The sequence below is a fragment of the Leifsonia sp. Y878 genome, from assembly GCF_057669685.1.
In genome coordinates this window covers 197,277-217,886 of the sequence record NZ_JBYHFS010000001.1, presented here as the reverse complement: position 1 = coordinate 217,886, position 20,610 = coordinate 197,277, and the positions used below count along the sequence as shown (strand labels likewise).

Here is a 20,610-nt window from a genome sequence, read left to right as displayed (position 1 = left end):
CCGGCCTAAGCGACATCGACATCGACGGTGGCTGGAATGACATCCCACTATCGTAGATCCGCAAGGATCAGGCGTTTAGCGACTTAATCGCCGAAATCAGCGATACCGCGAGCGGGAGATGCGTTTCCAATTAGCACACGGTTGGGTCGAGCCCCGTCGCGTCGTCCCGCATAGGGGCATCGTGTCGGGTGACTCCGGTCCCACCCACTCGTCAATTCCATCCCCGTCGACGGCCACCTGTTCCTGTGCCTGTGCCCACATCTTCTTGACGGGCTTGAAGCTGTTCATGAACATTTCGCAGTCGCAACAACACGCGCCCATCGCGGAGAGGTGCCGGAGCAGTGCCGTCGCGCGAGGTGCAACGCTGTCTCGATAGTGCAATGCGAATCGGTGGGTGCCGTCGCACCCGAACTCGTCGAGTTGGCGAGCCACGAAGCAGACGAGACATTCGCCGGCCTTGGGAGTCATGAGCATCGTGGCGGCATCCTGAAGAATCCGCTCTGCCCGTTCGGTGATCGCTGCGCGTTCCATGTCGCCACCGTGCCACGAACCACAGACATCGTTTCAGATTGGCGCGTGCGGTTCCGCTGAGCAGGCGGAAATGCTGCCGCCCAAGGGCTAAACGCTAAATCCAAATTCCAAATTCCACCACGTTCAGTCGCCAAACAACCCCTACGACAAACTCAGCCGGCCTCGCGCGGTGGGTTGTGCATGAACTCAATCCGGATGCCGTTGTCATCCTCGACGAAGGAGGCGTAGTACCGGTCCGTGAACCGGGGGTACTCCTTCGGGTCACGCACGACCGTCCACCCGGTGTCCGTCGCGATCCGATGCAGGCGGTCCACCTCCTCGCGTGAGTCGACGGCGAACGCCAGGTGCTGCCACCCGACTCGACCGTGACGGTGCGGCCCGGTACCCGAATCCCGAGCCGGCAGCAGGATGAGCTCCGGCTCACCGTCAAGGTTCCAGGAGACCGACCCGTTGGCGTCGTGCCGGGCGAAGCCGAGCGCCGCCAGCACGGGATCGAACTGCCTGACCGCCCGCGGGACGTCGTCGACCGTGATGCCGAGATGATCAAAAATGGCCATGGTCACACGCTATCGGATGCATCCGCCTGGGATCAGGAACCCCATCTGGCGAGCTGATTGACTCAACAGTGGGAGTTCATCACGCGGTGCGCACCGGACCTCTACTCCCTGCCGTCCTCGAGCGGGATGAGCATGGTGCGGAACGGCCCCGCGGCGGCGTGGAGATCCCAGATGCGAGAGGCGACGTCGTCGATGCCGTTGGGCAGCTGAAGCTTGGGAATGCCTCCCGGGATGACGAGCTGACGGACACGGATGCCCTCGTCCTCGAGCGCGTCGTGAAGCATCTCGCCGTAGGCGCTCTCAGCAGGAAAGGCCACCGATGTTCCCGCGAAGCCGGCGCGTGCTTTCACCGAGGTGCCGCCGTTGATCAGGATGATGCTGCCGTCACCTGTCTCACGCATTGACGGCAACACTGTGCGTACCGCACGAATGAGACCGAGCGCTGAGAACTGCAGCGCTTCCATCGCCAGCTCGGGAGTCAAGTCAAGAACCGGCTTCAGGTAGTCGGGCGACGGGAGTGGGCTGTACTGCAGCGTGGCGACTGGACCCAATTCGGCGGCGGCACGCGCGAGCGCGACTTCGAGCGCCGCCGGCTCCAGCACGTCCGCGGCGTAACCGCGAGCCGTCACACCATCCGCTTCAAGTTCTGCTGCCAAAGCGTCGAGCTTCAACTGGTCCCTCGAAATCAGCGCAACAGAGAAGCCCTCGCGCCCGAACTTACGAGCGACCGCTGCTCCGAGACCCGGTCCAGCTCCGATGATTGCGATGACTGGCATTGTGAGCTTCCTTACAGTCGATGATGCCGGCGGGTACGCCATTCGAAAGCCTACCGGGACGCGATTTGGCGAGCGTAGCGGGCGCGCAGAAACGGCCCCGCCTGCCGAAGCAGAAGAGGCCGTCTCCGAAGTGCGCGTGACTACACGTTGAAGCGGAACTCCACCCGTTTTCGTTACGGAAACGGATGATGATTCGAGACATGACTGCACTACGGAGATATATCTGGTGTGCAGCTCCAGTGCCATCACGGCGAGGTACCGTGGGTACATGGTTGGAATTCCCGGACTCGACGCGCTTCTCACGGCATTGAACTCCGGGGAGACAATCCCCGGAGGTTCGCCACACCACGCGGCGATGCATGCCGCGAGCCAAGAGTCGCTACGCATCACGGCCGAGCTCAACGGGCGCTGTCGTCCACCCCACGAGCAACTAGGCGCGCACACAGAAACGGCCCTGCCTGCCTGCCAACGCAGGCGGGGCCGTCCTGAGAGCTCACGAGTTAGACGTTGAAGCGGAACTCCACCACGTTCCGGGTGATGGCGAACAACGCAGGTCCGTCACCCCACTCCGACTTAGCCGAGTGAACTCAAACGCTGCGACGTTCTGGGCACTGGAGAACTAGATCAAGATCGCGGCCTTGAACTGCGCTCAAGACTCACGGAACTCCGGGCAGCCATCCGGCCACGCGGTCTCTGCCGCCACCAATCAAACGATCAAGCCATGTGCGAGTCAGCCCGTCGCGCGCAAGCTGAATAATTGCTTCAACGATTCGCGAAACCTGGTCATCTTCCGTACCGGCCATAGGCTCCATGTCATAAACGCGGAAACGCCCGACCTGAAGGTCGAATGACCAGTCGGAGTTAGCGCACAGCGACACTATTACGCCGTCACTATTGGGAGGTGTGAATGTCGCCGTGGTGAACCACCGACCACTCGCCCACGGAACGAACTCGACCGCGGCAGCCGGATAGCGGGCCATGACCGCGAGCGCTACGCGCTTGGCTAGACGCTCGCCAAAGTCATTCTCATCGATCACACTGCAATACAACCATGGCTTGTGAGCCGAAAGGCGGAGCACCACCGCGCTCCAAAGCTTGTCTACTCCACGGACTAATGACTGAAGTCAGGCCGAGCAAGCCAAAACAAATCCTTGATCAAGAGCGAGCTACACGTTGAATCTAAACTCCACGACGTCGCCATCCTGCATGACGTACTCTTTGCCTTCCATGCGGGCCTTGCCCTTGGCACGGGCCTCGGCAACGGAACCGGTCTCGATCAGGTCATCGAACGAGACGATCTCGGCCTTGATGAAGCCCTTCTGGAAGTCGGTGTGGATGACGCCGGCAGCCTGCGGCGCCGTGGCACCCTTCGGGATCGTCCAGGCGCGAGTTTCCTTCGGGCCGGCCGTCAGGTAGGTCTGCAGGCCAAGCGTGTCGAAGCCGATGCGGGCGAGCTGGTCGAGGCCGCTCTCCGTCTGGCCGGTGGATGCCAGCATCTCAGCGGCATCCTCGTCGTCGAGTTCTGCCAGCTCGGACTCGAGCTTCGCGTCGAGGAAGACAGCGTGCGCTGGGGCAACGAGGTCGGCCAGGGTCTTCAGCTTGCCGGCATCCTGCAGCACTGACTCGTCGACGTTGAAAACGTAGATGAACGGCTTGACCGTCAGCAGACCGAGCTCCTTGATGGGCTCCAGGTCGATGTTTGAGGCCGACAGCGGCTTGCCGGCGTCGAGGAATTCCTGCGCCTTCTTGGCGGTCTCGAGCACGATCGGCTCGGCCTTGCGACCCTTGACCTCTTTCTCGAAGCGCGCGACGGCCTTCTCGAGGGTCTGCAGGTCGGCAAGGATCAGCTCGGTGTTGATGGTCTCCATGTCGCTGGCCGGGTTCACGGCTCCGTCGACGTGCACGACATCCGGGTCTTCGAATCCACGGATGACCTGGGCGATGGCATCCGCTTCACGGATGTTGGCCAGGAACTTGTTGCCGAGGCCCTCTCCCTCGCTCGCACCGCGCACGATGCCGGCGATGTCGACGAACGACACCGGTGCGGGCAGCAGGCGTTCGCTGCCGAAGACTTCGGCCAGCGCGGCGAGACGCTTGTCAGGCAGGTTGACCACACCGACGTTGGGCTCGATCGTGGCGAACGGGTAGTTCGCTGCGAGCACGTTGTTCTTGGTGAGTGCGTTAAAGAGGGTGGACTTGCCAACATTGGGCAGACCGACGATTGCAATAGTAAGAGCCACGAGGGTCCATCGTACCGGCTGAGAGTGAGGGAGCGCTGAACGCCACCACCCGCACGGCGCGCTTCCTGCCTGAACGGGACTGTCAGTGCCGCATGAGAGCATGAAAGGGTGCCACTGAACTTCACTGCAATCGATTTCGAAACCGCCAACTCCTCAAGTGCTTCTGCCTGCTCCGTCGGGCTCGTGAAGGTTCACGACGGCAAAGTCGTCGATCGGGCGTCGTGGTTCATTCAACCCGCACCAGGGCACGACGCATTCTTGGAATGGAATATCAAGATTCATGGCATCACCCCAGCGGATGTCGTCGGCGCAGCCACCTGGGGCGACCAGCTCCCCGACTTGGTCGCCTTCGCCGACGGCGATCACCTTGTCGCTCACAATGCCGGCTTCGACCTCGGCGTGATCTCGAAGGCATCCACCGTCGCTGGACTCACCGTGCCCGACTTCAACTACGTCTGCAGCCTGCAGGTCGCACGCCGCACGTACCACCTGGACTCCTACCGACTGCCCGTCGCCGCCATGGCCGCCGGATTCGAAGACTTCGCGCACCACGACGCTCTCGCCGACTCTGAGGCCTGTGCCGCGATCATGATCCACGCGGCTCAGCGCCATGAGGTCGACACCATCGAGCAGCTGGCCCACATCACCCGCGTGAAGATCGGCGCCATCGGCCCGGTCGCCACCAAGGAGCACGCCTCGACGCACGGCCCCATGGCTCTGGGATAACGCCCTGCTCCCCGAGGTTCCTCGAAGCCCTGCGCGCTACGCGCTGCGCGCCATGAACGCAGCTGCGCGGTAGCTTCAACACCCGCGTAGCTGCGTTCGACCCGCGTGGCTGAATTCGCGGCTGGTCGTGCTGCCCGCGCGGCTCTGTCGGTGGTCGCTGCGAGGATAGAACCATGGATCCCGTACTCAGTCTTCTCCTCGGCCTGGTCATCGGCGCGCTCGTCGGCGCGCTGCTCACCGTCGTGATCGTGCAGCGCCGGCACAGCTCAGGTGCGCACGGTGCTGGCGCCGGCGAGGCTCCCGCCGTCGTCGAGGCCCGGCACCAGCTCGAGCTGGCAGCGGTGCGTTCCAATGAGGCCGCCGTGGCCTCGCTGCTGCGCGAAGAACTCGCGGCCATCCAGGCCACCTCAGACGGTCTCCGCAGCCAGGTCATCGCCGCGCAGCAGCAGTACAGGGAACTGATCGAACGCCAGCGCGCCGAGCAGGAGAAAGCCGCCGCACAGGGCGAGCAGGAGAGCCGCGTGCTGCAGGCACTCGCACCCGTTCGCGAGAGTCTGCACGACATGCAGAAGAAGGTCACCGACCTCGAGGCGCAGCGCAGCTTGCAGCACGGCGAGCTCAGCCAGCAGCTGCGCTCTGCCACAGAGTCAGAGGAACGACTGCGTAGCACGGCGGAGTCGTTGGCGTCAGCCCTCCGCGCAAACAGCACGCGTGGGGTCTGGGGCGAGACCCAGCTGCGCAGCGTCGTTGAAGCGGCCGGGCTCATCGAACGGGTCGACTTCGACCTGCAGTCCAGCATCACCTCGGATGCCGGCGCCGGGCGTCCAGACATGGTTGTCCATCTCCCCGGCGGCAAGAACATCGCAGTCGATGCGAAGGTTCCGTTCACGGCATACCTCGAAGCCAGCCAGATTCCGGCCACGGCCACCGGTGTGGAGGGCGCCCAGCGCGCGGTGCTCATGAAAGCTCACGTCAAGGCCGTGCGCGACCACATCACCGCGCTCGGCAGTAAGGCGTACTGGCAGGGCCTCGACGCGTCCCCTGAATTGGTCATCGCCTTCATCCCCAGCGAGTCACTGGTGTCGTCGGCCCTCGAGGCCGACCCGTCCATCATGGAGTTCGCCTTCAGCAAGCGCGTCGCGCTGTCCTCCCCCGTCACGCTGTGGTCGGTGCTGAAGACCGTCGCCTTCAGCTGGCAGCAGGATGTACTCACCCAGGACGCGCAGGTCTTGTTCGACCTCAGCCGCGAGCTCTACTCACGGCTGGCCACCACGGCCACCCACATTGAGAAGCTGGGTCGCTCGATCGAACGCACGGTGAAGGACTACAACGGCTTCGTCGGGTCCATGGAACGCCAGGTGCTGCCAACCGCCCGCAAGCTCAACGCTCTCGACGAGTCGAAGGTGCTGGCTCCCCTCGTCGGCATCGAAGAAACACCACGCGAGATGGTCGCCTATGAGTTCGTGGCCGAACTCGGGACAGAGTTCGTGGCAGAGCTCGGGACTGAGCTCGGGGCCGAGAACGGGACGGAGAACGACTACCTACCGGTAGCGGTGGCGGCCGCCGAGTAATTCTCCTGGCAAAAGCGTCTCGTCGCGCACCCGCCGTCCGGGGATCGCGTCCAGCAACTCACGCGTGTACTGCTCGACCGGATTCGACAGAATCTGGTCGGCGCTGCCCAGCTCGATCAGCTTGCCGAACTTCATGACGGCAATCTGATCAGAGACCTGCCGGATCACGCCGAGGTCGTGCGAGATGAAGAGATAGCTGAGCCCGAATTCGACCTGCAGGTCGACGAGCAACTGCAGGATCTGCTCCTGCACCGACACGTCAAGAGCCGACACCGGTTCGTCCAGAACCAGCAGTTCCGGCCCGAGGGCCAATGCCCTGGCGATGGCGATGCGCTGGCGCTGTCCGCCAGAGAGCTGAACCGGCTTGCGCTCGGCCAGTGCCGGGTCGAGGCGTACCGCGTGCAGCAGCGCTCGAACTGTCTCAGCACGCTCAGCGCGGGTACCAATTCCGAATGCGCGCAGGGGCTCTGCGATGATGCGCTCGACCGACATTCTCGGATCAAGCGAACCGAACGGGTTCTGGTAGACGACCTGCACGCGGCGACGCAGCTGGCGCAGCTCCTCGCCGCGCAATCCGCTGATGTCGACACCGTCGAAGTGGATGGTGCCGGAATCGGGCGAGATGATGCGGGCAGCGATCCGCGCGGTCGTGGTCTTACCTGAGCCGGACTCCCCCACGATCGAGAATGTGCTGCCGCGCGGCACGGCGAACGACACTGCATCCACGGCCGTCAACGTCGAGGCAGGCGCTCCACTGGGGCGCAGCGTGTATGTCTTGGTCAGTTTGTCGACGACGAGAATGTTCTCCGAAGCCGACACAACGGATGCCGTCGGTGCGGCAGCCCGGAAGCCGAGGGTGAGCCCGGTGCGTGCTGCGTTGGCTGCGACGTCGTTGCCGTCGATGACAGTCGGAACCAGGCGCTTACTCGAGAGCCCGGGCGCTGCGGCCACCAGTTCCCTGGTGTAGCTGTGGCTCGGCGACCCGAGCACATCGGCCGGGGTGCCCTGTTCGACGATGCGACCCTGCTGCATCACGATGATGTGGTCGGCGCGGTCTGCGGCAACGGCCAGGTCGTGCGTGACCAGGATCACGGCGGTGCCGTGGTCGCGGGCGAGCGTCTCGATTCGGTCGAGAACCTGCCGCTGCACCGTCACGTCGAGAGCACTCGTCGGCTCGTCGGCGATGACGAGGCGTGGCGTGCACGCCCAGGCGATGCCGATGAGAACGCGCTGCTTCATTCCGCCTGAGAGCTCATGCGGGTACTGCCCCGCCCGGCTTTCGGCGTCCTGGATTCCGACCTGGTCAAGGATCCGCACCGCCTCTGCTGCGGCATCCTGCTTGCTCAGCTTCAGGTGCAAACGCAGGGTCTCTGCGATCTGCTCCCCCACTTTGAGCAGGGGGTTCAGCGAGTTGCTCGGGTCCTGGGGAACGAACCCGATCTCGGCCCCGCGGATGCGACGCAGCATCCGCTCTGGCATCTCCGTCAGGTCGTGTCCGTCGAATTCGATCGACCCTGAAACGATGCGCCCGCCCTCAGGAAGGCGACGTACCAATGCCTGCGACAGGGTGCTCTTTCCTGAACCCGATTCACCGACGATCGCGACAATCGAGCCCCTGGCCACCGTGAAGTCGAGGCCACGCACGGCCTGCGTGATGGTGCGGCCGTTCGAGTATTCGATCTGGAGGCCACTGACCCGAAGCAACGGGGAACCGGTGGCATCACTCTTCTGCACGATCATCGTTCTTCTCCGATCAAACGCGCCAGCCGATTGACGGCGAGGACAACGACCAAAATCACAGCGCCTGGGATCAGGCTCAGCCACCATGCCGTCGCGACGTAGTCACGGCCCGATGAGACGAGCGCACCCCACTCCGGCGTCGGCGGTTGGGCGCCGAAACCGAGGAAGCTCAACGCGGACACCGAGAGGATTGCTGTGCCGAGTTCGAGGGCTGCCAGTGCGATGACCGGCTTCGCCGAGTTCGGCAGTACGTGTTCGAACACGATGGACGGCCACCGCACGCCGAGGGTGCGCGCCGCCTCGACGTATTCTTCGTTGCGAATGCGCACAACTTGCGAACGCATGATGCGGGTGAACGATCCTGCAGCGCCGAGCCCGACGCCGAGCGCCACCGACCAGGGGCCGAAGCCGAGGCCGGCCACCACGATGAGGGCGAGCAGCACGCCGGGGACGGCGATGAGAACATCGACGAAACGCATGACGACGAAGTCGAGCTTGCCGCCGATGAAGCCGGAGATCAGGCCGACGACCGCTCCAATAGTCACACCCACGAGAACGGCGGCACCCGCCGACGAGAGTGAGAGGAATGCGCCATGCACCACGCGGGAGAAGACGTCACGGCCGAGGTGGTCGGTTCCGAACAGGTACGTCGAACTCGGGGGAAGCAGCTTGTCGGCGGCGACACCCTCGAACGGATCCTGGGTGGCGATCAACGACGGGAAGAACATGGCAGCCAGGGCAGCCAGGATCACCAGGGCGGCGATGATGACGCCGGGCTTCTGCAGATTTCTCATGACTCAATCCCCGCCTGGGCGCGAGCGGTTTCAGTGGCGGATGCTGGTGCAGGTGCAGAAGGAGCAGCAGGAGCAGCAGGAGCAGCCGTGCGGCGACCGAGCGCACCACGCGTGCGCGGGTCGATGATGCCGTACGACACGTCGACGATCAGGTTCACGACCGAGTAGACGAGCGCGACGACGATGACGACCCCCTGGATCACCGTCGCGTCGCGAGCAAGCACGGCGTCAACGGTGAGGCGACCGATTCCATCTCGGGAGAACACGGTCTCGACGACCGCGGTGCCGCCGGCGAGGTAACCGATCAACAGGCCGAGGATGGTGATCGACGGCAGTAGGGAGTTACGCAGCACGTGGCGCAGGAAGATGTTGCGCGGCGAGACCCCCTTGGTCACTGCCGTGAAGACATAGGGACTTCTCATCGCGTCGAGGACCGCGGCGGAGAACACCTGGAAGAAGATGGCGCCAATGGGAAGGGCGAGGGTGATCGCGGGCAGGATCACCGCTGTTGGGTTGCGCGTGCCTGAGGCCGGCAACCACCCCAGCCAGAACGAGAACACGCTGACCAGGATGAGTCCGCTGAGGAACGCGGGAATCGCCACACCGAGCGGCGGAATCTGCAGCAGCGTCTGGCGCAGCCAGCGCGACGGTGTGAGGAAGGCCAGGAAGGTGAGCACCACGGAGGTGACCACGCCGAAGATCAACGCGAGCACGGCAACGGATGCCGTGTTGGGGAGCGCCCTGGCGATCATCTGGTCAACCGGCTGACCGGTGGCGATGGACGTGCCGAGGTCGCCACGGAGAGCGGACAGCAAGTTTCCGATGTACTGGTCCCAGAGCGTGCCGTCGAGGCCGAATTTCTCGCGCAGCACGGCGAGTGTCGCTGGGTCGGTGGTTGTCCCGTCCCCGCCCTTCACCGACAGCGCGGCGAGCAACGGGTCTCCTGGCAGGAGATGGATCAGCAGGAACGTCACCGTGTATGTCGCCCAAATCACGAAGGCGAATTGAACGAGCTTGGGCGCCACGTATCGCAGCACCGCCAGAATTCTCTGCACGGGTGACGTTCCTACTGATTCCATGAGTTACCGAAGGGGTGCGGCGTTACTCAGCGACGCGGACGTCGTAGAGCAGCACGCGGGAGGCGGAGTCGAACGTGAGGCCTTCGACATTGGCCCGCGAGGCGTGCAGCTGCACGGTCTCAAGGGTCGGGATGAGGTACGCGTTGTCCACGATGATCTTCTGCGCCTGGGCGACGAGCTTCGAGCGCGCGTCGGTGTCAGCCGTCGTCGCCTGCTCGGCGAGCACGGATTCCAGTTCGGCGTCGTCGACAATCGCCCAGCGGGCCTGCGAGTCAGCGGAGAACAGCACACGCAGCGCATCGGGGTCGGTGCGGGTGAGGGCTGCACCGAGGAAGTCGTAGTCGCCCGATGCGATCGCACCGAAGAAGTCTCCAGCGGTCACCATGTTCAGCTGCAGGTCGATGCCGATCTTCTTGAGCTGCATCTGGGTCGCCTCCAGCACGTCCTGCGCGTAGAAGGCGGTCACCGCGACGGAGAGCTTGGTGCCGTCCTTTTCACGGATGCCGTCGGTCCCCATCGTCCAGCCGGCCGCCTCGAGCACGGCCTCGGCCTTCTTCGGGTCGTACTCCATGGCATCCGCCTGGCTGGCAAATCCCGGCGTCGTCGAGGTCAGCGCGCTCGTCGGTGCCACGCCGCTGGTCGAGCCGGCCACCTCGTTGATCTCTGCACGGTCGGTGCCGAGCAGCATCGCGGTACGAACAGCGATGTCGGAAACGATCGGACGTGACGTGTTCGGAATGAGGCTGTTCGGGATGCCGGGGTTGGCCTTCGAGTACACGTTGAAGTCGTCGGTCGTGAAGCGAGCCTCATCGGCGTACGGGAGGTCCTGGATGATGTCGAACTCGCCGGAGTCCAGTCCACCGGTACGCACGCCGTTCTCGACGATGATCGGGAATTCGATGGTGTTGACCAGAGCTTCGCCGGTGTGCTCGCGCAGGCTCGATGCCCAGTCGTAGCCGACGCGCTTCTCGATCACGACGGAGTCGTTCGGCACGTACGACTGGTAAACGAACGGGCCTGCGCCGGTCACGGTCTGGCAGCGCTCTTCGGGCGTCATTTCCGTGGTCGCCTCTGAGACCAGGCCAAGTGTCATGGTCGATGCACCCTGCAGGAACTGCGCGTTCGGCTGCGAGAACAAGACGGTGAAGGTCTTGTCGTCGGTCACGTCGACGCTGTCATAGCCCGAGAGGTACTGCGAGGCCAGCGATGCCGCTGAGCCCATGTCGTACAGGGCGTCCAGGTTCGCCTTGACCACGCCGCTGGTCAGCGCGGTGTCATCGCTGAACGTGACACCGTCCTTCAGCGTGAAGGTGAATGCCGTGAGGTCAGAGTTGGATTCGAAGCTCTCCGCGAGCCATGGCACGATCTCGCCCGTCTCCACGTCCTGGTCGACGAGGGAGTCGACCACCTGACGGCCGATGTTGAGCGCCGTCGTCACCGTCGTCTGCTGCGGGTCGAGGCAGGTGGGGTCTTCCTTGAGGGCGAAGATGACGTTGTCCTTGGACGACTCGATGCCGGCGCTGCACGACGCGAGGAGGCTGACAGCCACCAGTGCGCCAATCGGGGCGGCCGTCAAACGCATGATTCGGTTGGTCTTGCTACTCACTATGGTTCCCTCCGAGGGACTGGATGTGTGACGTGTGATGCGTGATTGGTGGGGAATGCGAGGCGACACGCACTGTGTGGCGCTCCGTGGGTCGCGCTGGATCAGGACGCGCGTCGCGTCGGCAATGCGCCGGAGATGACGACGCCGCGGGAAACGACGGCCACGATGTTCTCGGGACGAAGAGTGTCGAGATCTTCCCAGGGGCGTCCGGCGATGACGACGAAATCGGCGCCGAAGGACGGCGCGATGGTGCCGACCGTGTCGCCCATTCGAATCGCATCCGCTGCATCTGACGTGGCGGAGACGAGCGCGCGCTCAGCGCTCCAGCCGAACATCTCCTTCATCAACCGCACCTCTTCGAGCTGGTCGCCGAACTGCACGAAGACACCGTTGGCGTCGGTGCCGAGAACAAAGCGCACTCCGGCCTGCCCCGCAGCGGTGAAGTTGCGGTTGCGCTCTGCGACAACGTCGGTGGCCTTCTCCTGCGCTTCAGCGGTGACGGCGACGCGGCCCTCTGCGATGACATCGTTGATCATCAAGGTCGGGGCGACGGGGATGTTGCGCTCCAGCAGGCGTGCCCAGTGCGCTTCAACGATGCCGGTGCCGTGCTCGAGAGAGTCGACGCCGTGGTTCAACGCGATCTCGACGCCGATCTCGGTGTGCGTGTGCGCTGCGACCAGCATTCCGAGGGCATGTGCCTCGTCGACAGTGGTGCTGATCTCCGCGTCGGTCTGGTTGCGCCAGCCCACCTTGTCGCCCATGGAGAGGACGCCGCCGCTGGTGTAGATCTTCACGCCATCGGCGCCGGATCTGGCCAATTCACGCACGCGCTTGCGGCATTCGTCAGGGCTGTCTGCGACAGGGTCGCGGTGCGGGTAGTGGCGCGGAATGAACAGGTCGCCGTGCCCTGCTGTCATGCCGACCTGGCCGTGTACGACAACGCGGGGACCCTGCTGGATTCCCTCGTTGAACACCCGGGCGACCGCCATCTGGTGCTGGTCTCCGGCCAGGTCGCGCAGGGTGGTGACCCCGGCACGGGCTGCACGCTGCGCATTGGCGGCAATGTGGAAGACCCGCTCTTCACTGGGCGTGATCAGCGGCCAGCTCGACCAGTCGACGGTGCGCTCACCGGCGTACGCGCCGAGGTGAACGTGCGTGTCAACGAGGCCGGGAATGACGCTGTACTCGCTGAACTCCGGCAGAGCCTCTGCAGGTTCGACCGAGACAATGCTGTCGCCACTCCAGCGGAGCGCGCTGGCTCCCAATGCGGTGTGGCCATCCCAGACCTGGATGCCGTCGAGTTCGCTCAGCACGCTCACGACAGGCGGCCGGGGGCGTGCACGAGTGGCGTGTTCGAGAGCATGGGGGAACCTCCGCGGTTGTTGCTGACTCAGTGTGAGAACTGGTACGGCGACCCTGCCGCGAAAAAGGAAAATGGTGTCGGCCTTGGGCCGCTCTTTCAGTAAAGCCGTCGCGGGTGTCAATCTCTACGACAGCACCTACGAAGAATGGGGGCCGGATGCCCCGTTGGTTTGGTGGATCATCCGAAAGGCCCTTCTCTATTGTTTCAAACTCTGGCCGACGTCTTGTCCTTTGTCGGATTCGCCAGCGCGGACACACCCGATGAGCGTCGAACCTTGGCGGATCATCCGTGTACCGCTGCATGCGCCTGTGATTAGCTCGGAACAATGCCTCATCGACGCTGATGTGCCGGGCAGTCATCCGCACTCGTCAATGTCAATCATCAAGAGGAATCAGCACCGTGTCGCACCGTGTCACCCCGCCCGTCCCGTCGATCCACCCCCTGCTGGTCGCTGATGTTCAGCGCTGAGATCACGACCGGCCGCCGATTTGCCGTTGTACTGCAGCCCGGAGACGACGTGATGGACTGCCTGGGGCGGTTCTGCCGCGACAACGATGTGGAGCAGGGCTATCTTCCGGTCTTCCTCGGCGCGTTCAGCGAGCTGTCGATGATCGGCACCTGCGAGCACGTCGAGGACGAGTTCGAACCGATGCCGAAGGCGGTCGATCTCGGCAACGTCGAGGGAATCGGCTCTGGCACCATCGCCTGGGATGCCGATGCAGGGCGCGTGCTTCCGCACCTGCATGTGGCCGTTGGCCTCAAGTCGTACTCCGCGACCGCCTATGCGGGTCACCTGCTGGCCGCAACGGTGCAGTACGTCACCGAGGTCATCATCGAAGAGGTCACGGCACCGCGATTCAGCCGTGTGCCAGACCCCGCAGCGCGGGGCATCCCGAATCTCAGCTTTCAGGCGTAGCGACGGACTCTGGGTTCAGGATCGATAGGGCGAGGTAGAGGTCGACGCGATCTCGCATGGTCGCGAGGTCGCGATCGGTCAGCGCCTCGATGCGCCCGATGCGGTACCGCAACGTGTTCACGTGCACGTGCAGCAGTCCTGCGGCCTGTTGCCAGGCTCCCCCTGAGTCGAGGAACACGCGCAACGTCAGCACGAAGTCTGAGCCGTGGCTGGTGTCGTAGTCCAAGAGCGGGGCCAGCAGGCTCTCGGCGAACGAGCGCCTGGCCCGTTCGGGGAGCATGGCGAGCAACGCTTCATGCGACGGTGGCGTCGAGCCGGTACCCCAGGTGATGGTTCCCGTTCCGGTGACCGACAGCATCCGCCCCCTGGCCGTTGACACAGCCAAGGCCAGCTGGTCGATCGATGTGACCTGCTCGCTCACTCCGAGACGCATCCGACGCGAGCCGAGCATCACGCTCTGCTCGCCTGTGCGTGTGTCAGCGAGCTGGATCAGCCCTTCCGGAGTCGCATCATCTCCACTGATCAGTGCGATCGCCTCCGAACCGCGCTCTGCGCCGAGCAGGGTGTGCGTCTCATCGGCGACCAGGGCTGTGGCCGCCCCGAGCACGGCGCGGGGCGAAGAGAAGCGGTCGTCGATAGTCGCGGCGACCACGACCATCGGGTTCGACGGGTCGATGCCGAGCAGCCGGAGGCGGGCAGAGGCCTCCCCTGGCGATACTGTGTCGTCGATGAGCATCGAGACGAGCTCGCCGACCTGCTCGAGTTCGATGGAGCGGCGGTAGTTGGCCAGCTCCAGTTCAACGCGCACCACGGCAATCAGGGTGCGGATGACGCGCTCCAGGTCGGCAGGCCACTCACGATGATCGCCAGAACAGACCAGGTACCCGGCCGGGTGATCGCCGTCGGCGATGATCGGCCAGACGGAGGACGGACGACCCTCCTCGTCGGGGACGACGGCGACTCCCCTGCCAGATCCGAGCATCCGGTTCCAGACCGCGGCCCGCCACTCAACGCTGGGATCAGCGCCGACGACAGCCGTGATGGCGCCACCGGCCTCCAGCACCCAGCATCCGACAGCGAAATCCTGGTAGAAGAGGTCCAGTGCCCCCTGGGCGCCTGGGCCAGACGCGAGCGTGTCGAGCAGTTTCCGGTCGAAGCCAACACCGCGGGAGAATTCCGGCCAGTGCCCGGTGGCCACCGAGGATTCGATGAACTGGGCGATCGATTTGAACGACACGGTCTTCGAGACCGTCAGCAAGGCCACACCCCAGCGACGGCAGGCGCTCTCGACGTACTCGGGCACCTCACCGATCACGATGCGTCCGACGACGACGGCCGGTACCTTCTTGCCAGCCAACTCTGAGATGAAGAGCTCTGCGCTCTCCGGTCCCTGCGCCCACAGCGCGCCGGTGAGCACGAGATCTCCTGCTGACAGGAAGTTCCCGGGGCTCGGCAGGTCGACGATGTACGCGCCGTCGACCGACAGCGCGAGCAGGTCTGGGGTCGCCCAGATCAGGCTCAACCCCAGCTCTGCTTGCTCCAGGAGATCGGAGACGTTCACCGGCTCGCACTCATCTCAGGCCGGTTCCCGCCTCCGGTCATTCTGGGGTTACAGCCACTTCTCTGCGAGGTGCTCCGCGATAACGCGACGCTGTGTGCCTGAACGCGAACGCAGCACGATGCTCTCGGTGCGAATCATCGGGCCGACGCGGCGAACACCCTCGACCAGGGCGCCGTCCGTGACGCCGGTGGCGACGAAGAAGGTGTTGTCTCCACTGACCATGTCGTTGATCTCGAGCAGCTTGTCGACGTCGAGCCCTGCAGCCTTGGCGTTGGCACGCTCGATGTCGGTGCCCGGCGCCAGACGCGCCTGCATGTATCCGCCCATGGCCTTCAGAGCGCAGGCGGTGGTGATGCCCTCAGGGCTGCCACCGATACCGATGCACATGTCGATGCGGCTCTCGTAGCGGGCGGCGTTGATGCCACCGGCCACATCGCCGTCGAGCATCAGCAGCGTGCCGGCGCCGGCAGAGCGGATCTCGTCGATCAGGCCCATGTGACGCGGACGGTCGAGCACAGCAACGACAATCTCACCGACCGGCTTTCCAGCGGCCTTGGCGAACTCGCGGATGTTGTCGCCCACCGATTGGTCGAGGCTCACGACGCCACGGCCGATGGAACCGGTGGCGATCTTGTCCATGTAGAAGACGGATGACGCGTCAAGCATGGTGCCGCGGTCAGAGACGGCGATCACCGAGAGGGCGTTCTGTCGACCGGCGGCGGTCAAGCTGGTGCCGTCGATCGGGTCGACAGCGATATCGCAGGACGGGCCGCGGCCGTTGCCGACGTGCTCGCCGTTGTAGAGCATCGGCGCCTTGTCTTTTTCGCCCTCGCCGATGACGATGACGCCGTCGAAGTTGACGGTGCCGAGGAACTTGCGCATGGCGTCGACGGCAGCGCCGTCAGCGGCGTTCTTGTCGCCACGGCCGATGAATGGCACTGCGCGAATGGCTGCGGCCTCTGTGGCACGCACCAATTCCATCGCAAGGTTGCGGTCGGGGTGCTCGAAGAGCGTGGCGGAGTCTGAGCTGGTCACTAAATGGTCCTTCCCGGACGAGTCGTGTGATGTGGCGGAGCCCTTCGTTGGGCCGGCGCTGAGCTCTCAGTGCCGCCAGGATCAGCCTACTCGCCCGCCCTCTCGGGGCCCCGACTGGAATCAAACCGTGCACATGCGTGCAGGTATCGAGAGTTCAGAGCGACGATCCCATCCGCTGCCGTGAGACCAAACGGATGCCGCCACCCGGCGAGATCATCACAGATTCTGTATGCGCACGCTCGCCGTGCAGGCGCACCTCCCGCAGGTCAATGCCCGGGGTGATCCCCGTCGTCTCTGTGACAGCAGTAAGGAAGAAGTACCCGTCGGCCGACACGAGGTCGTCGAGTCGGAGCACCCGGCCGATGTCGAACCCGCGTTCGGTGGCCAGCCGCGTCTCCTCCTCGGATTGCGGCGCGAGCCTGCCTTCCATCTGACCGCCGAGCGCACGAACGGCGACAGCGGTCAGCACTCCCTCCGGCGCACCGCCGATGCCCACCTGGAGATCGATGCCGCCATCCGGTTGCGCAGCGCGCAGCGCGGTGACCACGTCACCGTCACGGAAGGTGACGACGTGCGCGCCGACGGAACGCACGGCATCCGCATAGGGCTTGTTCCGTGCCCGTTCCTGGATCGCGACGCGGAGCGAAGTGAGCGGCCGGTCCAGTTGAACCGCCATCATCTGCAGTGTCTCGGTGAGCGGCACATCCAGTGTCAGCGAATGGGTGTCGCGTGAGCTGATCAACTTCTCCAGGTAGAAGACGGGGCCTGGGTCGAAGAGCGTTCCGCGTGGCGCCAGCGACATGACGGCGATTGCCCCTGTCTGTTCGTAGGCGGCCAGCGCGGTGCCATCGACGGGATCAACAGCGATATCGACGAGCGGCCCGGCCTTCGTTCCGACACGGTCGCCCGTGAACAGCATCGGCGCCTCGTCCTTCTCCCCCTCTCCCACCACGATCACACCGTCGATGGGCACCGATTCGAAGGCGAGTCGCATGGCAGCAACGGCCGCGCCGTCAACCGCGTTCTTGTCGCCGCCACCGACAAAGGGGGTCGCCGCTATCGCTGCGGCCTCCGTCACGGCAAGCACCTGCAGCAGGAGTTCATTTGGCATCGTCAGCTCTGGCACAGTCCTATCATTCCCGCTACTCGGCCTTTCGGCAGGCGTAAGGCTTCCACGATCAATAGAATTTGAAAAGTAGGCACTATAAAAGCGCGTGATAACAGCGCACGTTCGCACTTCAGAGGAGAAGCAATGCCCATCGCAACCCCCGACCAGTACGCAGAAATGCTGAACAAGGCCAAGGACAAGGGCTTTGCATACCCCGCCTTCAACGTCTCGTCGTCGCAGTCGATCAACGCCGTGCTGCAGGGACTCACCGAAGCCGGCTCAGACGGCATCATCCAGGTCACGACAGGTGGCGCTGACTACTTCGCGGGCCACACCGTGAAGAACCGCGCATCAGGCGCGCTGGCATTCGCTCGTTTCGTGCACTCCGTTGCCGACAACTACCCCATCACCGTCGCGCTGCACACCGACCACTGCCCGAAGGGCGCGCTCGACGACTTCGTGCTTCCGCTCATCGCCGCCTCAGAAGAAGAGGTCAAGGCCGGTCGCAACCCGATCTTCCAGTCGCACATGTGGGACGGGTCCTCCGTGCCGCTGGCTGAGAACCTGGAAATCGCTGAGCAGATGATCAAGCGCACCCAGGCGATCAACGCCATCCTCGAGGTTGAGATCGGTGTCGTCGGCGGCGAAGAAGACGGTGTCAGCCACGACATCAACGACAAGCTCTACACAACCCTTGACGACGCCATCGCCATGGTCGAGGCGCTCGGCCTCGGCGAGAAGGGCCGCTACATGGCAGCCCTCACCTTCGGCAACGTGCACGGTGTGTACAAGCCGGGCAACGTGAAGCTGCGCCCAGAGCTGCTGAAGGGCATCCAGGACGGCATCCAGGCCAAGTACGGCACAGCTGCCAAGCCGCTCGACCTCGTTTTCCACGGTGGATCAGGCTCAACGGATGCCGAGATCGCCGAAGCAGTCGCCAACGGCGTCGTGAAGATGAACGTCGACACCGACACCCAGTACGCCTTCACTCGCTCCATCGCTGACTACATGTTCAAGAACTACGATGGCGTACTGAAGGTCGACGGCGAGGTCGGCAACAAGAAGTTGTACGACCCGCGCGCCTGGGGCAAGGTCGCAGAATCGGCCATGGCCGCTCGCGTCGTCGAATCGACACGCCAGCTCGGCTCTGCCGGGCACTCAAACAGCTAACGGATGACTATGACACAGAACCCAGGATCGTCAGGGCCAGACAAGCCCCCGGCAGATTCCCGCCCGCAACCACGCTACGGCGAGCTCGCACCAGAAGGGTGGACCTGGCAGCCACCGGCGCCCGCCGCTCCGGCAGCGGATGCCACGGATGCGCCCTCTTCGGCGCACCCGGATCGGGTTCCCGTGTCAGCGCCGAGCGCGCCGAACGGTGTGGCGTCTCACGCCGCACCGTTCGGCGGCGTCCAGGCCGCAAAGCCCGCTGCACCAGCCTGGGATCGGCCGGTCACGCTGGCGCTCCTGGTACTCGGACTGTTCGGCACCTTCTTCACCGTCGCGGTGCTGAATTCCATTCCGCAGGCGTTGCAGATGCTGTACACGCAGGAAGGCCTCGGCACATACACAGCTGCGGCATCCGTCGCGACTCTGATCCTGGCCGGCGTCATCACACAGGGCGCCCTCTGGGTCGTCACTGCTGTGGTGTCAGTACTGGTCACGCTGCGTCGCCGACGGGCGTTCTACATTCCGCTGATCGGCGGGGTGGTGTCGTTCATCGCCATCTTCGTGTTCCTCACGTTTGTGCTGACCACGGATTCGACGCTGCTGGACTTCTACGGCCAGCTGTAGATCTGGTTTCGAGACGGCCTGGCGGCCTCCTCAACCAACGGAGACCCGTTGGTCGAGGAGGCCGTTCACGGCCGTCTCGAGACCCGGTGACCGCTAGTCGTTGCAGCCAGGAGCGCTGCTGGTGCGGCCACCGAGAGCACGCTCATCCGTTGCGCCGCTGCGCGTCTTCCGCAGTTCCTTGGGGAGCGAGAAGATCAGGTCTTCCTCTGCGGTCTTGACTTCCTGTACGTCGCCGTAGCCGGCGTCCACGAGGTCGCGCAGCAGTTCCTGCACCAGTTCGTCTGGCACGGATGCCCCGCTGGTCACACCGACAGTCTCAACGCCGTCGAGCCATTCCTGCTTGACCTCGCTGGAGTAGTCAACGCGGTATGCGGCCTTCGCACCGTACTCGAGTGCAACCTCAACGAGGCGCACGGAGTTCGACGAGTTGGCCGACCCAACGACGATCACCAGATCGGCATCCTTCGCGACCTTCTTGATGGCAACCTGACGGTTCTGGGTGGCGTAGCAGATGTCATCGCTCGGCGGGTCCTGCAGGTTCGGGAACCTGGCGCGCAGCCGGCGAACCGTCTCCATGGTCTCGTCGACGCTGAGGGTGGTCTGTGACAGCCAGACGACCCTGTTCGGGTCGCGCACGACAATGGTGTCTGCTTCGTCCGGGCTGCCGACGAGCGTCGTGTGTTCGGGGGCTTCACCGGCGGTACCCTCGACCTCTTCATGGCCTTCGTGGCCGATGAGCAGGATCTCGAAGTCGTCACGGGCGAAGCGCACGGCTTCGCGGTGCACCTTGGTGACCAGCGGGCAGGTGGCGTCGATGGCCTGCAGGCCGCGGTCTGCAGCAGCATTGACCACGGCGGGCGACACCCCGTGCGCGCTGAAAACGATGTGGGAGCCGGCGGGCACCTCATCGACCTCGTCGACGAAGATCGCGCCCTGCTTCTCCAGTTCGGTCACCACGTGGATGTTGTGCACAATCTGTTTGCGCACGTAGACGGGCGAGCCATAGTGCTCAAGGGCCTTCTCGACGGCAATGACCGCGCGGTCGACGCCGGCGCAGTAACCGCGGGGCGCTGCGAGCAGCACCCGCTTGTGTCCGACGACCGGGGTATCCTTGAGTCTGCCTGGCGCGCTCATAATTCGGGGCATGCCAAGGCCGATCACTGGCGAATTTGTACTGATGCTCACAACCCCAGTCTATGCGGGCACGCCTGAA

The 20,610-nt window shown here is 64.3% G+C and carries 19 protein-coding genes; 5 read left to right on the top strand and 14 right to left on the bottom strand.

What is annotated here, in order from left to right; genetic code table 11:
* Nucleotides 1-96 precede the first annotated feature (96 nt).
* The 5 genes from AC25Y4_RS00960 to ychF all read right to left on the bottom strand — a co-directional run bounded on the left by AC25Y4_RS00960 (nt 97) and on the right by ychF (nt 4,104).
* The gene (locus AC25Y4_RS00960; protein WP_488118499.1) at nt 97-531 is read right to left on the bottom strand and encodes a DUF2695 domain-containing protein; all 435 of its coding nucleotides are present in this window, start codon (nt 529-531) and stop codon (nt 97-99) included.
* A 152-nt stretch (nt 532-683) separates the two neighbouring features.
* Nucleotides 684-1,088, bottom strand: coding sequence for a VOC family protein (locus AC25Y4_RS00955; protein ID WP_488118498.1), 405 nt, complete (start codon nt 1,086-1,088; stop codon nt 684-686).
* 101 nt (nt 1,089-1,189) lie between these two features.
* Entirely contained in the window at nt 1,190-1,864 is a 675-nt protein-coding gene (locus AC25Y4_RS00950) for an SDR family NAD(P)-dependent oxidoreductase (RefSeq protein WP_488118497.1), read from the bottom strand.
* Nucleotides 1,865-2,520: 656 nt separating this feature from the next.
* Nucleotides 2,521-2,901 (bottom strand): hypothetical protein, encoded by a 381-nt coding sequence (locus AC25Y4_RS00945; protein WP_488118496.1) that lies wholly within the window; start codon nt 2,899-2,901, stop codon nt 2,521-2,523.
* Nucleotides 2,902-3,030: 129 nt separating this feature from the next.
* The gene (gene ychF / locus AC25Y4_RS00940; RefSeq protein WP_488118495.1) at nt 3,031-4,104 is read right to left on the bottom strand and encodes a redox-regulated ATPase YchF; all 1,074 of its coding nucleotides are present in this window, start codon (nt 4,102-4,104) and stop codon (nt 3,031-3,033) included.
* A 108-nt stretch (nt 4,105-4,212) separates the two neighbouring features.
* Between ychF and AC25Y4_RS00935 the strand changes: the two genes are divergently transcribed.
* Together AC25Y4_RS00935 and AC25Y4_RS00930 are read left to right on the top strand one after the other, a co-directional pair.
* Nucleotides 4,213-4,830, top strand: a complete 618-nt coding sequence (locus tag AC25Y4_RS00935) for an exonuclease domain-containing protein (RefSeq protein WP_488118494.1) — start codon at nt 4,213-4,215, stop codon at nt 4,828-4,830.
* Between the two features lie 173 nt (nt 4,831-5,003).
* Nucleotides 5,004-6,401, top strand: coding sequence for a DNA recombination protein RmuC (locus AC25Y4_RS00930; protein ID WP_488118493.1), 1,398 nt, complete (start codon nt 5,004-5,006; stop codon nt 6,399-6,401).
* Here the strand turns inward: AC25Y4_RS00930 and AC25Y4_RS00925 are convergent.
* The 5 genes from AC25Y4_RS00925 to AC25Y4_RS00905 all read right to left on the bottom strand — a co-directional run bounded on the left by AC25Y4_RS00925 (nt 6,372) and on the right by AC25Y4_RS00905 (nt 12,939).
* Nucleotides 6,372-8,141 (bottom strand): dipeptide ABC transporter ATP-binding protein, encoded by a 1,770-nt coding sequence (locus AC25Y4_RS00925; RefSeq protein ID WP_488118492.1) that lies wholly within the window; start codon nt 8,139-8,141, stop codon nt 6,372-6,374. The genes AC25Y4_RS00930 and AC25Y4_RS00925 overlap by 30 nt on opposite strands.
* Nucleotides 8,138-8,935 carry an ABC transporter permease gene (locus AC25Y4_RS00920; RefSeq protein WP_488118491.1) on the bottom strand — a complete coding sequence of 266 codons (798 nt, stop codon included), beginning with the start codon at nt 8,933-8,935 and terminating at the stop codon, nt 8,138-8,140. The genes AC25Y4_RS00925 and AC25Y4_RS00920 overlap by 4 nt, the downstream gene beginning before the upstream one ends.
* Nucleotides 8,932-9,990 (bottom strand): ABC transporter permease, encoded by a 1,059-nt coding sequence (locus AC25Y4_RS00915; RefSeq protein WP_488118490.1) that lies wholly within the window; start codon nt 9,988-9,990, stop codon nt 8,932-8,934. Before AC25Y4_RS00915 ends, AC25Y4_RS00920 begins: the two co-directional genes overlap by 4 nt.
* Before the next feature lie 46 nt (nt 9,991-10,036).
* Nucleotides 10,037-11,620 (bottom strand): ABC transporter substrate-binding protein, encoded by a 1,584-nt coding sequence (locus AC25Y4_RS00910; RefSeq protein ID WP_488118489.1) that lies wholly within the window; start codon nt 11,618-11,620, stop codon nt 10,037-10,039.
* Nucleotides 11,621-11,721: 101 nt separating this feature from the next.
* Nucleotides 11,722-12,939, bottom strand: a complete 1,218-nt coding sequence (locus tag AC25Y4_RS00905) for an amidohydrolase family protein (RefSeq protein ID WP_488118488.1) — start codon at nt 12,937-12,939, stop codon at nt 11,722-11,724.
* Between the two features lie 453 nt (nt 12,940-13,392).
* Between AC25Y4_RS00905 and AC25Y4_RS00900 the strand changes: the two genes are divergently transcribed.
* Nucleotides 13,393-13,899, top strand: coding sequence for a PPC domain-containing DNA-binding protein (locus AC25Y4_RS00900; RefSeq protein ID WP_488118487.1), 507 nt, complete (start codon nt 13,393-13,395; stop codon nt 13,897-13,899).
* Here the strand turns inward: AC25Y4_RS00900 and AC25Y4_RS00895 are convergent.
* From AC25Y4_RS00895 to glpX (AC25Y4_RS00885), 3 genes are all read right to left on the bottom strand, one after another.
* Complete coding sequence (locus tag AC25Y4_RS00895) at nt 13,883-15,460, bottom strand: helix-turn-helix domain-containing protein (protein WP_488118486.1); 1,578 nt, start codon at nt 15,458-15,460, stop codon at nt 13,883-13,885. The genes AC25Y4_RS00900 and AC25Y4_RS00895 overlap by 17 nt on opposite strands.
* 48 nt (nt 15,461-15,508) lie before the next feature.
* Nucleotides 15,509-16,441: a class II fructose-bisphosphatase gene (glpX, locus tag AC25Y4_RS00890; protein ID WP_488119501.1), complete on the bottom strand. Its 933-nt coding sequence runs from the start codon at nt 16,439-16,441 to the stop codon at nt 15,509-15,511.
* 208 nt (nt 16,442-16,649) lie between these two features.
* Nucleotides 16,650-17,606, bottom strand: a complete 957-nt coding sequence (gene glpX / locus AC25Y4_RS00885; RefSeq protein WP_488118485.1) for a class II fructose-bisphosphatase — start codon at nt 17,604-17,606, stop codon at nt 16,650-16,652.
* Between the two features lie 141 nt (nt 17,607-17,747).
* Here glpX (AC25Y4_RS00885) and fbaA point away from each other — a divergent pair, with 141 nt between their 5' ends.
* Together fbaA and AC25Y4_RS00875 are read left to right on the top strand one after the other, a co-directional pair.
* A complete protein-coding gene (gene fbaA, locus AC25Y4_RS00880) occupies nt 17,748-18,773 on the top strand; it encodes a class II fructose-bisphosphate aldolase (RefSeq protein ID WP_488118484.1) in 1,026 nt (341 codons plus the stop codon).
* Nucleotides 18,774-18,782: 9 nt separating this feature from the next.
* Nucleotides 18,783-19,397, top strand: a complete 615-nt coding sequence (locus tag AC25Y4_RS00875) for a DUF6264 family protein (RefSeq protein WP_488118483.1) — start codon at nt 18,783-18,785, stop codon at nt 19,395-19,397.
* Nucleotides 19,398-19,490: 93 nt separating this feature from the next.
* Here the strand turns inward: AC25Y4_RS00875 and AC25Y4_RS00870 are convergent, their stop codons facing one another.
* Nucleotides 19,491-20,543: a 4-hydroxy-3-methylbut-2-enyl diphosphate reductase gene (locus AC25Y4_RS00870; RefSeq protein ID WP_488119500.1), complete on the bottom strand. Its 1,053-nt coding sequence runs from the start codon at nt 20,541-20,543 to the stop codon at nt 19,491-19,493.
* Between the last annotated feature and the right edge of the window lie 67 nt (nt 20,544-20,610).